Genomic DNA, 14,741 nt, shown 5'->3' with positions numbered 1-14,741 from the left:
ATCAGGCCGCGTCCCTCAAGCGTGGGTTGACCAGGAGATAGAGGATGTCGATGACCAGGTTCACGACCACGAAACCGGTCGCCGTCGTCAGGACCACTCCCTGGACGACCGCCGGGTCGCCGTTCTTCACGGCGTCGATCATCAGCTTGCCCATCCCGGGCAGCGAGAAGATCGTCTCGATGACGACCGCGCCGCCGAGCAGGTAACCGACGCGCAGGCCCAGGACCGTGAGCGGGTTGATGAGCGCGTTGCGCAGCACGTTGCGGCCCACCACCACCCTCGGCGGCAGGCCGCTGCCGATCGCCGTACGGACGTAGTCCTTGTCCAACTCCTCGACCACCGCCGTACGGACGATGCGCGTGAGCTGCGCGGCGACCGGGAGGGAGAGGGCGAAGGCCGGGAGTGTCATCGTCTTCAGCCAGCCGGTGAAGGAGTCGGCCGGGTTGATGTAGCCGCCGGTCGGGAACCAGCCCAGGTCGACGGCAAGGTACTGGATCATCAGCAGCGCCAGCCAGAAGCCCGGCGCCGCGACACCCGTCAGCGACACGACGCGGATGATCTGGTCGGGGAGGCGGTCCCGGTAGATGGCCGCCGTGACGCCGCCCAGCAAGGACAGGACCACCGCGATGGCCAGGCCCAGGAAGGTGAGTTGGAGGGTGAGCGGGAGGGCGGTGGTGACCTGGTCGAGCACCGGCGCGCGGGTGAGCGCGCTGATGCCCATGTCACCGTGGAGCAGGTCGCCGATGAAGTGGAAGTAGCGGACGAGGAACGGATCGAGCAGGCCGTTCTGTTCGCGGAAGTCGTGCAGTTGCTGCGGGGTCGGGTTGGCGCCCTGGAAGAACGCGGAGGCCGGGTCGACGTCCGAGAACCGCATGACGAGGAACACGAACAGCACGATGCCGAGCATCAGCGGGACGAGCAGGACGATCCTGCGGGCCAGGATCCTGGCGATGGCGACCACGTACGAACTCCCGTACAGCTAGCGGTATTTGGCGGTGGTCAGAGCCGCGGTGGTCAGACCCACTTGGCCTGGAGGAGGTTGATGCCCGGATACGGCTGTGCCCTTATACCGGCAAGCTTCTTCGGGTCCCAGGCGGTCATCAGCTCGTTGTGGACGACCGGATAGAGCACGGCCTCCTCGGCGACGACGTCGATGTAGTCCTGGATCATCTGCTTCTTCTTCTCCGGGACCGCCTCCTGAGTCGCCCGGTCCATGTCCTTGAAGAGCTGCTTGGCCACGGCGCTGTCGGCCCAACGGGCGTAGCCCATCCAGAGGTTCTGCGGACCGTAGTTGTAGTGCATGATCAGGTCCGCGTCGAGGCCGAACTGGTTGGGGTTCGAGGCCGCCGACACGACCTGGTAGTCCTGCTTCTGGTCCATCTTCGTGAACACCGCTGTGGTTTCCTGCGGGTTGAGGGTCGTCTCGACGCCGATCGCGTCCCAGGACGCCTTGATGGTGGGCAGGCAGTCGACGATCCAGCTGACGTTCACCGACAGGATCTCGATCTTCAGCCCGCTGACCCCGGCCTCCTTCAGGAGCGCCTTCGCCTTCTCCGGGTCGTAGTCGTAGACCGACTTCGCCCGCCGGTAGCTGGGGTTGGCCTCGTTGAGGAAGGACGAGGACGGCTTGCCGTGGCCCTTGAGAGCCACCTGCACCATCTTCTCCGTGTCGATGGCGTAGTGCAGGGCCTGGCGGACCCGGACGTCGTCGAAGGGCTTGTGCTTGGTGTTGAACATCAGGAACAGGTTGTTCATCCCCGCCCCGCCCTGGACGTCCATCCCCCCGCTCTTGAGCTGCTGGATGTTGGCGTACGGGATGTTGTCGGCGATCTGCGCGCCGGCACTGGACCCCGAGATCTTGGCGACGCGGGGCGCGGCATCCACTATCGTCATCCAGTTCATCTTCTTGAACGCCGCTTTGCGCGGCCCGTTGTAGGCGGCGAAAGCCTCGAACGTCGTGTTCGACTTCGGGTGGTGCGCGGTCTGGCGGTACGGTCCCGAGCCGATCGCCTTTCCCTTGATCGCGTCGTCCCAGCCGCCCGGCTGGGAGAAGACGTGCTTCGGCATGATCTTCGCCAGGGTGAGCCGGGAAATCCCCTCCGGGAAGGGGAACTTCAGCACCAGCTCGACATTCTGCGCGTCGACCTTTTTCACTTCTTTCAGCCAACTGGCGAAAAACCCCTTGGCGAGTGTCTGCGTGTTCGGATCGAGGATTCGATCGAATACGAAGACCACGTCGTCGGCGGTGACCGGCTTTCCGTCGTGGAAGGTCGCCCCGGCCCGCAACGTGAACTTCCACGAGGTGCTGCTGAGATCCCTGGGGACCGCTGTGGCGAGCGCGGGGTACGGCTCGCGGGAGATCGGGTCGGTGTCGAGCAGGCCCTCGTAGATGTGGTTGTTGGCGGCCATGGAGAAGGCGGAGGCCGTCTGCGTGGGGTCCCAGCTGCCGTCGTTGCCGTAGCCGATCACGGCCGTGAGCGTGCTGTTCGCGCCCCCGGTGCCGCCCCCGGTGTCGTTCGTCGACTCCGGCCCGGACGAACAGGCCGACAGGGAGGAGGAAATGGCGGCGGCGGCACCCAGCGCGCCGGTGTACTTCAGGAACGACCGGCGGTGCGGGGCGGCGGTCGATACGTCGCGAGTCACGTCGTGGGTCACGTAGCGGGTTACGTCGCGCACGATTCCTCCAGCGGGGTGGGGTCCGAAAAGGTGAGGAGATACGACGTCCTACGTCATAGGGGGCAGCGTGACCATAAGAGGGGTAGTGGGGCCGGTCAAGAGATCGCACACGAATGGCGTATCTGCCAAAGGTGCGACCAATGACGATATGAAATTCGACCAAGGTGCGGCGAATTCCGCGTAGTTGGATTTTGATATGCCTGGAGGTGGGACGTGGGATGTCCGGCGAGCGTACGATGCGCCGCATGTCTCAGGAGTCCGGGAAGCGACGCCGGCCCGAGCGGCGGGTGAGCGGCCAGGTCCAGCGCGAGGTCATGCAGCTGATCCTCGACCGCAAACTCCGGGCGGGAGCACCGCTGCCCACCGAGGTCGAGCTGATGGCGACCCTCGGGGTCAGCCGCAACTCCGTCCGCGAGGCCCTCAAGGCGCTCCAGGCCCTCGACATCGTGGAGATCAGGCACGGCTACGGGACGTACGTCGGACAGGCGTCGTTGACGCCGCTGGTTGACGGACTGACGTTCCGTACTCTCGCCCGGCATGACGGGGACGGTGCCGCGCTCGCCGAGATACTCCAGGTCAGGGAGGTGCTGGAGGAGGGGCTCATCCGGCGGGTCGCGGCCGTGCTGTCCGACGCGGAACTGGACCGGCTGGAGGCCGTGGTCACCCGGATGGAGGAGGCGGGGCGCACGGGCCGGCGCTTCCCCGAACTGGATCGCGAATTCCATGAGGCCCTGTACGGCCCCCTCGGCAACGCCCTCGTGCCGCAGCTGCTCGGCGCCTTCTGGACGGTGTTCCGCCGTGTCTCGGGCGCCCGCGGCTGGCACGACGACCCGGAGCCGGAGCTGACGGCCCGCAGGCACCGGGACATCGTGACGGCGTTGCGCGCCCACGACGTGGAGAGCGCGCAGCGCGCGCTGACGGTGCACTTCCGCGGGATCGAGGCACGGGCGGCGCAGGAGTCACGGGGAGTGGGCTGAGCGGGTGCGGGGTGCGGGGTGCGGGGTGCGGGGTGCGGGTACGCCGGTAGGCCGGCACGCCGGTACGTGCCAGGGGGCGCCGACCCCTGTACGGCGCCCCTGTGACTTCCCCGTCGCGGCCCGGCCTACGGCAGCGTCTTCTCGTACATGGAGTCGTTGTCCGAGTCATAGACGACCTTGCCGGTGTTGTCGTACCCCTTGACATGCGGAGCCAGGGTGACCTGCTTGTTCAGGGTGCCGGAGGCTACGAACCAGCCGTGGTCCAGGGCGGCTTCACTGGTGCTGCCGCCGTACGAGACGGCCACGCGGGCCACGTTGGACTCGAACCGGCCGATGGTGCCCCAGCGGAACGGTAGCTTCCAGTTGCCCTTGTCGATGTACGACTGTTGGTAGAGCTTGCCGGCGTTCATGTCGGCCATCGCCGGGCCGCCGTTGTCCAACTCGAGGCCCTCACCACTGGTGTTGATGCCGTCCGCCTTGCCGTCCACGATGTCGCAGATCACCCGGGTCTGCTGCTGGTTCGCCTGCTGTCTGACGGCGACGACGTAGATGCCGTCGCCGGGTGCGTTGGAGTCACCGGTGCTGTTCAGAGCCAGGATGATCCGGTAGTCGTCGGCGTCGCCCAGATCGGTCGTCCGCGTCTCGGGGGGGAGGTCCTCCTGGTGCTTGTGGTCAAGGGCGATGCACTTCTCCAGCCCGTCCGAAGCCTGAGCCAGCGTGATCCCGTCGAGCAGTTGCCCCGGCGTCGCCGGTCCGGCCGGGCCAACGGGCTTCGACTGAACGGGAGTTGGTGTCGTCCCCGGTGAAGCGTCGGCCGACGGCAGTGGCGCTGCCGTGTTCACGCTGCCGTCCCCGCCGTTGCCGTTCAGCGCGTACGCAGCCACGGGCGCCGCCGCCAGCGCGACCAGGACCGCGCCGGCCGCTGCCACCCGCCGCCGACGCTCGGTCGTGCCCTGGCGGCGGATCGCCGGATACGGCGCCGACGAGGGCCGGATGGTGTAGGCGTCCTCCGCCATCAGTTCGCGCACCTGTGCCTCGAAGTCCTTCCCGTGCTGCTCGTTCCCCACGTGCCGGCCTGCTTCTTGTGCCTGGTCCGGAGTCCCTGAGGGCCCCAACCGGCCGAACTTGCCGCGTTGTTCCGGCTGCTGTTCCCCGTTCACCGGATGCCTTCCCGAATGCGTGGCGCGTGTGGCGCGTGACTGGGCTCGGGGCGGCCCACGACCTGTGCCAGCCCCGGATACGTACGCAACTTCGCCAGCCCTTTGTACGCCTGGCTCTTGACCGTGCCCTGGGAGCAGCCGAGGGTGTCGGCGACCTCGCTCTCGGACAGGTCCTCCCAGTAGCGTAGGACCACCACCGCCCTCTGCTTGGGCGGGAGTTGGGCGAGTGCGCCGAGGAGTGCGTTGCGTTCGCCGGCCCATGAGACGGCCTCGTCGTGGCCCACCACATCGGGCGGGGCGTCGGTCAGTGCCTCCCGCACCCGCCGCTTGCGGAACCGGTCACTGTTGCAACTGACCAGCATCCGACGGACGTACGCCTCCGGATTGTCGGTGCGCGAGACCCGACGCCAGGAGCGGTACGCCTTAGCCAGTGCCGTCTGCGTCAGGTCCTCGGCGTGATGGGCGTCGCCGGTCAGCAGATACGCGGTGCGCACCAGATGGGACCACCGCGCTCTGACGAACTCATCGAACTGGGCCTCTTGTTCGGCCTGCATCAAGTACCCCCTCGCCCACCAGACCACCGTTTCCCCGGAATCGGTTGCCCTGGTTTCGGGACCGCGTTCGAATGTGCGGATGGACAAGCAGGGGGATTCACGGATGGGCGAGCGGGTGGACGATCGGGCCGACGGGCGTTGGGGCGAGGGGGACGCGGGTGTGCTGCGACTGCCGTCCGGCCGCCTGATCAGGGGACGCGGCCTGTGCCACCCCCTCGACCCGGCGGCGCCCGTCCCCTCGTACGCCGTCTACCTCCTCGGCAGTCGACCTCCCGAGGTTCCCTGGGAGTTCCGCTGGCTCCACTGGCCCGACTTCCGCCTCCCCAAGGACCACGGGGACGCCCGCGCGGCCCTGGCCGAGGTGTGGGAACGGGCGGTGGGCGAGCGGGTGGAGGTCGCCTGCGGCGGCGGACGGGGACGTACGGGGACGGCACTGGCGTGTCTGGCGGTGCTGGACGGAGTGCCGGCGGGGGAGGCGGTGGCCTACGTGCGCGCCCACTACGACCGGCATGCGGTGGAGACGCCTTGGCAGCGGCGGTACGTCCGTCGGTTCGGGTGAGGTGGAGTCGGATGCGTGAGGGGTACGGGCTTGCGGGACCGGCTCCCTCAGCCCAGCGCCTCCCCCAGCACCCGTGCCGTCTCCGCCACCAGCGGATGGTCCGCGGCGGCGTCCCGGTCGGGCTTTGTCGTCTGGACGGCCAGGATGATCGGGGTGCCGTCCTGTGTCCAGGCGATGCCCACGTTGTTGTTCGTGCCGTAGGAGCCGGCGCCCGTCTTGTCGGCGATCGTCCAGGTCGGGGGCAGGGTCAGGCGGAAACGGTTGCCGCTGGTCGTGTTGTTCAGCAGCCAGTGGGTGAGGAGTTCGCGGTCCGGGCGGTTCAGTGCGTCGCCGAGGACCAGACGGGCGTAGGTGCGGCCGATCGCGTACGGCGTCGTCGTGTCCGTGATCCGCCACGGCTCCGCCGAGTTGAGCTCGGTCTCCCAGCGATCGAGGCGGGTCGCCCGGTCGCCGAGGGAGCGGGCGAAGCGGGTGATCGCGCCGGGGCCGCCCAGTTCGCGCAGGAGCAGGTTGCCGGCCGTGTTGTCGCTGAACCGGATTGCCGCGTCGGCGAGTTCGGCCACCGTCATGCCCTCGGCCAGGTGTTCCTCGGTCTGCTTCGAGCCGTCGACCAGGTCGTCGGTCGTGTAGTGCACGCGCTTGGACAGGACCTCGCCGACACGGTCCAAGTCGCGCAGTACGGCCGCCGCCGCGAGGGTCTTGAAGAGCGAGCAGACCGGGAAACGTTCGTCGGCGCGGTGCCGGATCGTCTTCCTCGTGCCGAGATTGTGCGCGAACACGCCCACGCTGGCGCCGTGTTGAGTCTCCAGGGCGTGCAGGCGGGCGGTGACGTCGGGGTCGGTGGTTGAGGCGTGCGCGGGGGCGGCCGGTGCCAGCAGGGTCGCGGCGGTCGCGGCTCCGGTGGTGAGGAGGGTGCGGCGGGTCGGCCTGAACTTCGTGGCGGTCTTCGTGGCGGTCTTCGTGGGGGTCGTTGTCGGGCCCAAGATCTCGGCTCTCCTTTGGTCGGGGCAGGTGACGATCTCCGTAGTGATCGACGTCCTCTCCTCATACCTTGGTTGCGGTGCCGTAGACCTTCGGGGGACGGCGCGGTGCTTTCGGCCTCGGCACAGTGAAGGCATGGAGAAGACCAAGAGCACAGGGATCAGCGGGGTCAAAAGGGTCCGTGGGGTCAGCCGGGCGCGGTTTCTGGCCGGTAGTGCGGCCGTCGGGCTCACCGGAGCGCTGCTTCCGGCAGGCGGGGCGCGGGCGACGGAGCGGCCTGCCGTGGCAACTACGCGCCCCGGTCAGGGGAGTGGCCTGACCCACCGGGGCGTCGTCTACACGCTCGTCGACGGCGAGACTCCCGCCACCGGCTTCAGCCCCGCCCGTATGCGCGCCGACATCCGCACGATCCGCGACGGCCTGCACGCCGACACCGTCGAGGTCACCGGCGACGGGGTCGAGCGGCTGAACGCCACCGTCTCCGAGGTCGCCGAACGCGGCATGCACGTCTGGCTGCAGCCCACCCTCGGGGACGTTCCGGAACGGGACATCCTCGAACACCTCGCGGAGACCGGGCGGCACGCGGAACGGCTGCGGCGGCAGGGGGCGAGCGTCGAGTTCAGCGTGGGCTGCGAGTTCTGGCTGTTCGTGCCCGGCATCATCCCCGGTGACACCGTCCTGGACCGGATCGAGAACCTGCTCAACGGCACGGTGGACTGGGAGAAGATGCAGCGTCGGCTCGACCGGTTCACCGCGAAGGCGGCGGCCGTCGGGCGGTCGGTCTTCCACGGGCGGCTGAGCTACGCCGCCGCCCAGGACGACAAGGTCGACTGGAACCTCTTCGACGTCATCGGCATCGACTACTACTCGTACTACCCCAACAGTGCCGACTACGTGCGGGAGTTGAGGCGCTACCTGCGCTGGGGCAAGCCCCTTGCCATCACCGAGTTCGGTACCTGTACGTACGAGGGGGCGCCGCAGGCAGGCGGCATGGGCTGGAACGTCGTCGACTACGACAAGGTGCCGCAGGAGATCAAGGGCGACCTTGTACGCAGCGAGCGAGCCCAGGCGGCCTATCTCGTCGACCTGTTGGACGTCTTCGAGTCCATGGGCCTGTACGCGGCGATGGCCTTCGAGTTCGGGACCGCCGACGCCGAACACCGCTCCGACAACCCCCTCTACGACATCGACATGGCGAGCTACGGCATCGAGAAGGCCGTCAAGGACCGCCCCGGTGACCCGAGTTCGCCGTGGCACTGGGAGCCGAAGGAGGCGTTCCGTGCGTTGGCGCGGCGGTATGCGTGTGGGTAGGTGGGGGGCTGGGGGGCTGCGCCCTCAGACCCCCGTTCGCGCCGAAAGTGCTCGTGATCATCGCCTATGAGGCGGGACTGGTGTCAGCCACCGAGCGCAGGTAGGCACCCAGCCGCGCGATCGCCGAAGGATTGCGCGGGCTCTCGACGAGGTCCACGTAGTCGAGGACGAAGACGCGCTTGTGCTTGACGGCGGAGACGTTCCTCAGTGGGGCGTACGACAGCAGGAACTTGCGCTTCTGCTCCGCGCTGACGTCCCCGTAGTCACAGATGACGATGACGTCGGGGTCGCGCTCGACGACCGTCTCCCAGCCCACCGTCGTCCAGGAGTCGTCGAGGTCGTGCATCACGTTGACGCCGCCGGCCTTGCTGATGATCTCCTCGGGAGCGGCGTACCGCCCGGAGGTGAAGGGCGAGTCCGTGCCGCTGTCGTACAGGAACACCTTCGGACGCTCGGCCCCCGTCGGAGCCTTCGCCGCCACCGCCGCGACCTGCTTCCTGAAGCCCGCGATCAGGGTGGCCGCGCGCTGTTCGACGCCGAAGAGCTTTCCGAGGTTGGTGAGGTCGGTGTAGAGGGCGTCCAGGGGCGGCATGATGCCGCGTGAGGTCTTCGTGCGGCCGTTGCGGCAGGACTCGGTGAGGATGTACGAGGGGATGCCGAGCTTCGTCAGCGCGTCCGGGGTGAAGCCGTTGTCGTCGCGGAAACCGTAGTTCCAGCCGGCGAACACCCAGTCGCCGCGAGCGTCCAGGACGTTCTCCTTGGTGAGCTGCTGCTTGGACAGCCACTTCACCTTGTCGTAGCCGTCCTTCCAGGGCACGCCGGTCAGATCACCCTTGTCGTCGGGCATGGCGAACCCGGCCATCCGGTCCTCCAGGCCGAGCGCGAACATCAGCTCGGTGATCCCGACATCGTTCGTGACGACTCGCTCGGGAACCTTGTCGTAGGTCACCTTGCGACCGCAGTTGGTGAGGGTGACGGCAGCGGACGACGCCTTCGCCGACGCCTTCTCGACGCTGGCGCCGCACCCGCTGACGAGCACGGACATGAGCACGGACATGAGCACGGTGGAGACAACTGGCTTGTGCATGGGGGTAGTTCCTCGGGTTCTGAGGTTCTCAGGTTCTTAGGACGGCTTGGGAAGCAGGTCGAAGAGCAACTGCACGGCACCCGTCTCCGGATGGCGTACGGGATGCGCGCGCACCCCGAACACCTCGGCCAGCAGCTCGGGTTGGAGCACGTCGTGCGGCGGGCCCGACGCGACGACCCGGCCTCCGGCGATGACGTACAGCAGATCGCAGTGGGCGGCGGCGAGGTTGAGGTCGTGCAGAGCGGACAGCGCGGTCAGGCCGCTGGACCTGACCAGGGACAGGACGTCCAACTGGTGGGCGATGTCCAGGTGGTTGGTGGGCTCGTCGAGGACGAGGACGCGCGGTTGCTGGGCCAACGCCCTGGCAATGAGCACGCGTTGCTTCTCGCCGCCGGAGAGAGCGAGGAACCCGCGGTCGGCGAGATGCGCGACGCCGGTGCGCTCCATGGCGGCGGCGCAGATGTCCCGGTCCCCGGCCGCCGTACGCCCCCGATGCGGCAGCCGTCCCATCGCGACCACCTCGGCGACGGTGAAGTCGAACTCGGCGGACGACTCCTGGGGCAGCGCGGCGAGCACCCGGGCGGCGGCCCGGGGTTCCATGCCGTGCACGTCGACGTCGTCCAGCCGCACCGCACCCCCCGTCGGCCGCAGCGCCCGGTACACGCACCGCAACAGGGTGGACTTTCCGCTCCCGTTGGGCCCGACGAGCCCCACGAAGGCCCCGCTGTCCACCCGCATCGTGATGTCCTCGACGAGCCGGACGGCCCCCGCGTCGACCGACACGCCCTCCACATCGAGCCGCATGCCTTCACCGCCCCCCGAACGCGTAGCCGCCGCGCCGCATCAGCAGCAGGAACGCCGGTACGCCGACCACGGCGGTGATCACCCCGACGGGCAGTTCGGCCGGCGCGAGCAGCAGCCGGGAGAGCACGTCGGCCCACACCAGCAGTACGGCCCCGGCGAGCGGCGCGACCGCCAGCACCCGCCGGTGATCGGCGCCCACGAGCATCCGTACGACATGCGGGACCATGAGCCCGACGAAGCCGATGGCCCCGCTGACGGCGACGACGGTGCCGGTCACGGCGGCGGTCACCAGGAACAGCTCCCGTCGCAACCGGGCCGGTTGGACCCCGAGGGCGGCGGCGGTCTCGTCCCCCATAGCGAGCGCGTTGAGCGACTCCGCGCGCCGGGCCAGCCACGCCCACCCGGCGAGGACGGTCACGGCGGCGATCGGCACCTGCGCCCAGGTGGCCCCGCCCAGACTCCCGAGCAGCCACATCATCGCCGACCTGGCCGCCTCGCCCCGGGCGGCCCCGAACACCATCACGGTGGTGACGGCCTCGAAGCCGTACGCCAGCGCGGTCCCGGTGAGGATCAGCCGCAGCGGGGTGAGCCCATGAGCGGCGGACCGGGCAACGGCGTAGACGAGCACCATGGCGGCGAGCGCGGAGACGAAGGCGGACACGGACAGCGCCCACACCCCGAGCCCGGCGAACGCCCCCAGCAGAATCACGGCGTTGGCCCCCACGGCAGCGCCGGACGAGATCCCGAGGACGAACGGATCGGCGAGCGCGTTGCGCACCATGGCCTGCACGGCCACCCCGACGGCCGCGAGCCCCGCCCCGACCACGGCGGCGAGTACCACCCTGGGCAGCCGCAGCTCCCAGACGATGGTGTAGGCGGCGAGGTCGTCGGCGCGGATGGTGCCGCCGGTGACTCCGTCCCACAGGAACCGGAACACCTGCCCCCAGCCGATCCCGGACGCCCCCAGCCCGACCCCGCACAGCAGGGAGAGCAACAGGAGCACAACCAGCCAGGCGGCCAGCGGTAGGACGGGTATTCGGCGCACGTCGGCGGTCCTTCGCCTCGGCTCGCAGTCCGCGGCGAGCAGTCACAGGGGCACGCGCACCGTGGGTGATCGGGCTCGCACGCCAACGCCCTGCCGAGCAGCCAAGTAGCTGAACGGCCGGACAGGAAGGCGTACATACCGTTGCGGGTCAGCGCCGGAGTCTCACCGGACTTCCCCCATGGGACGCGCCGCGAGCGTAGCAAACCCGTCGGACCGGTCATTTCGGGGCTGCCGGTTGGGGATGGAAGAAAATTTTAGATGATCAGATGGTTTAGGCCACAACCGTTCGGGTGAGGCGACCGTCTCTGATGAACGTGAACATGGACATGAAGGCGACGACACCGGCGGAGAGCCCCGGGCTACGGCTCGACATCCAGGGGCTGCGTGCCGTGGCCGTGTCGCTCGTCGTCCTCGGACATGCCGGCGTGGGCAGTTTCGGCGGGGGCTATGTCGGTGTCGACGTCTTCTTCGTCATGTCGGGCTTCCTCATCACCTCCTTGCTGGTGAGGGAGTTGGCCGCCGGCGATGGACTGTCGATCCGCAGGTTCTACGCCCGCCGCGCACTCCGTCTCCTCCCCGCGTCGACGCTCGTCGTCGTGGCCACCCTCGCCGGTTCCTGGGTGTTCCTGTCGAGGGCCCGCTTCGAGGAGTACGCCGGGGACGCGCTGAGCAGCGCGCTCTACGCGGTGAACCTCCGGCTGGCGGCGAGCGGTACGGACTACTTGGCGGAGGGGAGCCCGCCATCCCCCTTCCAGCACTTCTGGTCGCTGGCTGTGGAGGAGCAGTTCTATCTGCTCTGGCCGCTGCTCCTCCTGCTGAGCTGGCGGCTCGCGCGCCGACGCCGCGGACTTCTGGCGGTGCCGCTCGCCGTGCTCTGCCTGCTGTCGTTCGGGCTGAGCGTCGCCGTGACGCAGGACGCACCGTCCTGGGCGTACTTCGGTTCGCACACCCGGTTCTGGGAACTGGGCGCAGGCGCGCTGCTGGCCCTGTCCGCCGAGCGACTTCGCGGGCTGCCGCCCGGGTTGGCGGCGCCGATGAGCTGGGCGGGCCTGGCCTGCATAGCCGTCTCAGCGACCCTCTACGACAACGACACCCCGTTCCCCGGGTACTACGCGCTCCTGCCGGTGCTCGGGTCGGTCCTGGTCCTGGCCGGCGGTTGCGCACCCTCTCGGTACGGCGCCCAACTGCTCCTGTCCAGGCGGCCGTTGGTCTGGCTGGGTGGCCTGTCGTACGGCTGGTACCTGTGGCACTGGCCGCTGCTGGTCATAGGCCCCGCGATGATGGGCAGGCTCCCCGGGACGTCCAGTGTCCGGATCGCGCTGCTGCTCTGCGCGGTCGCCCTGGTCCTGGCCTGGGCGACTCTGCGACTGGTGGAGAACCCGGTCCGCTTCCACACGGCGTTCCGGGGCCGCCCGGGGCGCGCGCTGCGGCTCGGGGCCGGGTTGTCGGTGGGTGTGGCCCTGATCGCCGCGACGGCGTACGCGTTCCCGCCCGCGATCGACTCGGGCCGACCCACGCCTTCGCTGAGGCAGGCGATGGCCACCGCACCGGACCCGCAACTACGGCTGCGCCAGCTCCTGGAGACGTCGGGGACGAGGCTGCCCAGCAACCTCGCCCCACCCCTCCCCGAGATCAAGTCGGCGCGGTCGGCGGTCTATCGGGACGGCTGCCATGTGGCGTACGACAGCACGAGCACCCCGCCGTGCGAGTACGGGGACCCGGCCTCACGCAAGGTCGTCGTCCTCTTCGGCGACTCCCACGCGGCCCAGTGGTTCCCGGCGCTCAACCGCCTTGCCAAGGAGCGGGGTTGGAAGCTGGTGTCGCTGACGAAGGCGTCGTGCAAGGCGGCCAAGGTCACCCTGCGCCGCCTCGGCGGCCCGTACACGGCCTGCGACACCTGGCGGGCCAGGGCGATCACGAGGATCACGGCGCTGCGCCCGGCGATGGTGATCGTCTCCTCCTCGGACGCGGGCGACCCGATGTATCCGGAGCCCGACCTCGTCCAGCAGTGGACGGGCGGTTTCCGCACCACGTACGACGCGCTGGGAGCCTCCGGTGCGAAGGTGGTCGCGCTGCTCGACACTCCGTGGCCGAAGTCGGACGCGGTCGACTGTGCCGCGATGTACTCCCTCCAGCTGGACCGGTGCGCCAGCCGTCTGCCGGAGGCGATCCAGGACGAGTCCCGTCGAACGGCGTCGACGGACGCGGCGAGGTTGTCCGGAGCGACGGTGATCGACCCGACCCCCTGGCTGTGCACGGCCGGGGGCGACTGTCCTGTGCTGGTCGGCAACACGGTCGTCTACCGCGACGACAGCCATGTCGCCGACGCGTATGCGGAGGCGATCGCGCCTGCCCTGGGCGCCCGGCTGGCCCAGGTGTTGGGGTCCGGCTGACTTTTTCGCCCCCGCCGCCCCTACCCGTCCCATCCTGTTCCTGAGGGCTGCGCCCCCAGACCCCCGCTTCGGCCCTGAAGGGGCCTCGTCCTCAAACGCCGGACGGGCTGAAAGATCCAGCCCCTCCGGCGTTTGAGGAGCGGGGGTTCGGGGGCGGAGCCCCCGAGTACGGGACGGGTAGGGGCGGCGGGGGCGATAAACCGGGCGCTCACGAAACGCCCGTACCTCCCCCGGCGGAGCCGAAGTAGTGACCCGCCGCCAGGTCCGTCAGCAGTTCGCCCTCCACAGGGCGCCACCCCAGCCGCTCCCGGGTCACCGCACTCGACGCCGGAAGGTCGAGGGCGAAGAAGTTGCCCAGCCACCCGAAGTGGTCGTTCGTCTCCGCGTGCGGAACCGACGTCACCGGCACCCCCAGTCCCCGCCCGATGGCCTCGGCGATCTCACGCACCGGAACGCCCTCCTCGGCGATCCCGTGCAGCCGGGTCCCCGCCGGCGCCGACTCCAGGGCCAGCCGGAACAGCCGGGCCACGTCGAGACGGTGGGCGGCGGCCCAGCGGTTGGTGCCGTCGCCCGGGTAGGCCGAGACGCCCTTGGCACGGGCGATGTCGACGAGCCGCGGTACGAAACCGCCGTCCCCCTCGCCGTGCACGGACGGCGGCAGCCGTACGACCGACGCCCGCACCCCGCGCTCCGCGAACCGCATCACGGCCGCCTCGGAGGCGAGCCGGAACATGTGGGGCCTCTCGGGATCGCCCGGGTTGTCCTCCGTTGCCATCGCCCCCGGCGAGAAGGCGGTGCCCGAGCAGATGAGGAGAGGCCGGCCTGAGTCCACCAGCGCCTCGCCCAGCGTCTCCACCGCCCGCAGGTCGGTCCGCGCGGCCTCCGCGAAATCGCGGAAGTCATGGACGTACGCGGTGTGGACCACACCCTCCGAGGCCGCAGCCCCGGCCCGCAGACTGTCGAGGTCGTCCAGGTCACCCCGGTGGACCTCGGCACCGGCCTCCTTCAACGACGCGGCGGCCCCGTCCGAGCGGACCATCCCGACCACCTCGTGACCCGCGCCGAGCAACTCCCGTACGACGACGGACCCGACGAACCCACTCGCCCCGGTGACGAACACACGCATGATGAAATCCCCTTGCATATCGGCCTGTTGACGGCGGCCGGTGTGCCTTCAGCGTGCGTGCGGGGTCC

The 14,741-nt window shown here is 69.4% G+C and carries 13 protein-coding genes and 1 riboswitch; of the genes, 4 read left to right on the top strand and 9 right to left on the bottom strand.

The genetic code is table 11. The annotated features are described in order from the left end of the window. Position 1: 1 nt before the first annotated feature. Positions 2–961 carry an ABC transporter permease gene (locus G3I56_RS00715; RefSeq protein WP_164320118.1) on the bottom strand — a complete coding sequence of 320 codons (960 nt, stop codon included), beginning with the start codon at positions 959–961 and terminating at the stop codon, positions 2–4. Positions 962–1,014: 53 nt separating this feature from the next. Further along, positions 1,015–2,655, bottom strand: coding sequence for an ABC transporter substrate-binding protein (locus G3I56_RS00710; RefSeq protein WP_164407187.1), 1,641 nt, complete (start codon positions 2,653–2,655; stop codon positions 1,015–1,017). Positions 2,656–2,921: 266 nt separating this feature from the next. Between G3I56_RS00710 and G3I56_RS00705 the strand changes: the two genes are divergently transcribed. Then, positions 2,922–3,653 carry a FadR/GntR family transcriptional regulator gene (locus G3I56_RS00705; RefSeq protein WP_203688896.1) on the top strand — a complete coding sequence of 244 codons (732 nt, stop codon included), beginning with the start codon at positions 2,922–2,924 and terminating at the stop codon, positions 3,651–3,653. Positions 3,654–3,778: 125 nt separating this feature from the next. Here G3I56_RS00705 and G3I56_RS00700 read toward each other — a convergent pair whose 3' ends face one another. After that, a complete protein-coding gene (locus tag G3I56_RS00700) occupies positions 3,779–4,720 on the bottom strand; it encodes a hypothetical protein (protein WP_164406459.1) in 942 nt (313 codons plus the stop codon). Between the two features lie 89 nt (positions 4,721–4,809). After that, complete coding sequence (locus tag G3I56_RS00695) at positions 4,810–5,367, bottom strand: SigE family RNA polymerase sigma factor (RefSeq protein ID WP_164406457.1); 558 nt, start codon at positions 5,365–5,367, stop codon at positions 4,810–4,812. 103 nt (positions 5,368–5,470) lie between these two features. Here G3I56_RS00695 and G3I56_RS00690 point away from each other — a divergent pair, with 103 nt between their 5' ends. Next, positions 5,471–5,926 (top strand): protein-tyrosine phosphatase family protein, encoded by a 456-nt coding sequence (locus tag G3I56_RS00690; protein ID WP_164407184.1) that lies wholly within the window; start codon positions 5,471–5,473, stop codon positions 5,924–5,926. Positions 5,927–5,973: 47 nt separating this feature from the next. On the opposite strand, the gene bla is transcribed toward G3I56_RS00690, so the two are convergent. Next, positions 5,974–6,909: a class A beta-lactamase gene (gene bla, locus G3I56_RS00685; protein ID WP_239134621.1), complete on the bottom strand. Its 936-nt coding sequence runs from the start codon at positions 6,907–6,909 to the stop codon at positions 5,974–5,976. A 133-nt stretch (positions 6,910–7,042) separates the two neighbouring features. Between bla and G3I56_RS00680 the strand changes: the two genes are divergently transcribed. Then, complete coding sequence (locus G3I56_RS00680; protein WP_164406453.1) at positions 7,043–8,218, top strand: abortive phage infection protein; 1,176 nt, start codon at positions 7,043–7,045, stop codon at positions 8,216–8,218. Between the two features lie 64 nt (positions 8,219–8,282). Here G3I56_RS00680 and G3I56_RS00675 read toward each other — a convergent pair whose 3' ends face one another. Genes G3I56_RS00675 through G3I56_RS00665 form a run of 3 tightly spaced genes read right to left on the bottom strand, consistent with a single transcriptional unit; the run spans position 8,283 to position 11,154 of the window. Further along, complete coding sequence (locus G3I56_RS00675; protein ID WP_164406451.1) at positions 8,283–9,305, bottom strand: ABC transporter substrate-binding protein; 1,023 nt, start codon at positions 9,303–9,305, stop codon at positions 8,283–8,285. 36 nt (positions 9,306–9,341) lie between these two features. Then, entirely contained in the window at positions 9,342–10,109 is a 768-nt protein-coding gene (locus G3I56_RS00670) for an ABC transporter ATP-binding protein (protein ID WP_164406449.1), read from the bottom strand. 4 nt (positions 10,110–10,113) lie between these two features. Beyond that, complete coding sequence (locus tag G3I56_RS00665; protein ID WP_164406447.1) at positions 10,114–11,154, bottom strand: iron ABC transporter permease; 1,041 nt, start codon at positions 11,152–11,154, stop codon at positions 10,114–10,116. A 63-nt stretch (positions 11,155–11,217) separates the two neighbouring features. Then, positions 11,218–11,331: riboswitch (cobalamin riboswitch) on the bottom strand. Positions 11,332–11,462: 131 nt separating this feature from the next. On the opposite strand from G3I56_RS00665, the gene G3I56_RS00660 reads away from it, so the two are divergent. Beyond that, positions 11,463–13,547 carry an acyltransferase family protein gene (locus tag G3I56_RS00660; protein WP_164406445.1) on the top strand — a complete coding sequence of 695 codons (2,085 nt, stop codon included), beginning with the start codon at positions 11,463–11,465 and terminating at the stop codon, positions 13,545–13,547. A 208-nt stretch (positions 13,548–13,755) separates the two neighbouring features. Here G3I56_RS00660 and G3I56_RS00655 read toward each other — a convergent pair whose 3' ends face one another. After that, positions 13,756–14,673, bottom strand: a complete 918-nt coding sequence (locus G3I56_RS00655; protein ID WP_164406443.1) for an SDR family oxidoreductase — start codon at positions 14,671–14,673, stop codon at positions 13,756–13,758. Positions 14,674–14,741 lie beyond the last annotated feature (68 nt).

Source organism: Streptomyces sp. SID12488 (genome assembly GCF_010548275.1).
Taxonomy (GTDB): Bacteria; Actinomycetota; Actinomycetes; order Streptomycetales; family Streptomycetaceae; genus Streptomyces.
This window is presented reverse-complemented; position numbering and strand designations above follow the sequence as displayed.

What these genes read in the sequence shown, in the direction of transcription:
- G3I56_RS00705 (WP_203688896.1), top strand. Translation starts at nt 2,922, where the DNA reads ATGTCTCAGGAGTCCGGGAAGCGACGCCGGCCCGAGCGGCGGGTGAGC.
- G3I56_RS00695 (WP_164406457.1), bottom strand. Translation starts at nt 5,367, where the DNA reads ATGCAGGCCGAACAAGAGGCCCAGTTCGATGAGTTCGTCAGAGCGCGG.
- G3I56_RS00690 (WP_164407184.1), top strand. Translation starts at nt 5,471, where the DNA reads ATGGGCGAGCGGGTGGACGATCGGGCCGACGGGCGTTGGGGCGAGGGG.
- G3I56_RS00680 (WP_164406453.1), top strand. Translation starts at nt 7,043, where the DNA reads ATGGAGAAGACCAAGAGCACAGGGATCAGCGGGGTCAAAAGGGTCCGT.
- G3I56_RS00675 (WP_164406451.1), bottom strand. Translation starts at nt 9,305, where the DNA reads ATGCACAAGCCAGTTGTCTCCACCGTGCTCATGTCCGTGCTCATGTCC.
- G3I56_RS00670 (WP_164406449.1), bottom strand. Translation starts at nt 10,109, where the DNA reads ATGCGGCTCGATGTGGAGGGCGTGTCGGTCGACGCGGGGGCCGTCCGG.
- G3I56_RS00660 (WP_164406445.1), top strand. Translation starts at nt 11,463, where the DNA reads ATGAACGTGAACATGGACATGAAGGCGACGACACCGGCGGAGAGCCCC.
- G3I56_RS00655 (WP_164406443.1), bottom strand. Translation starts at nt 14,673, where the DNA reads ATGCGTGTGTTCGTCACCGGGGCGAGTGGGTTCGTCGGGTCCGTCGTC.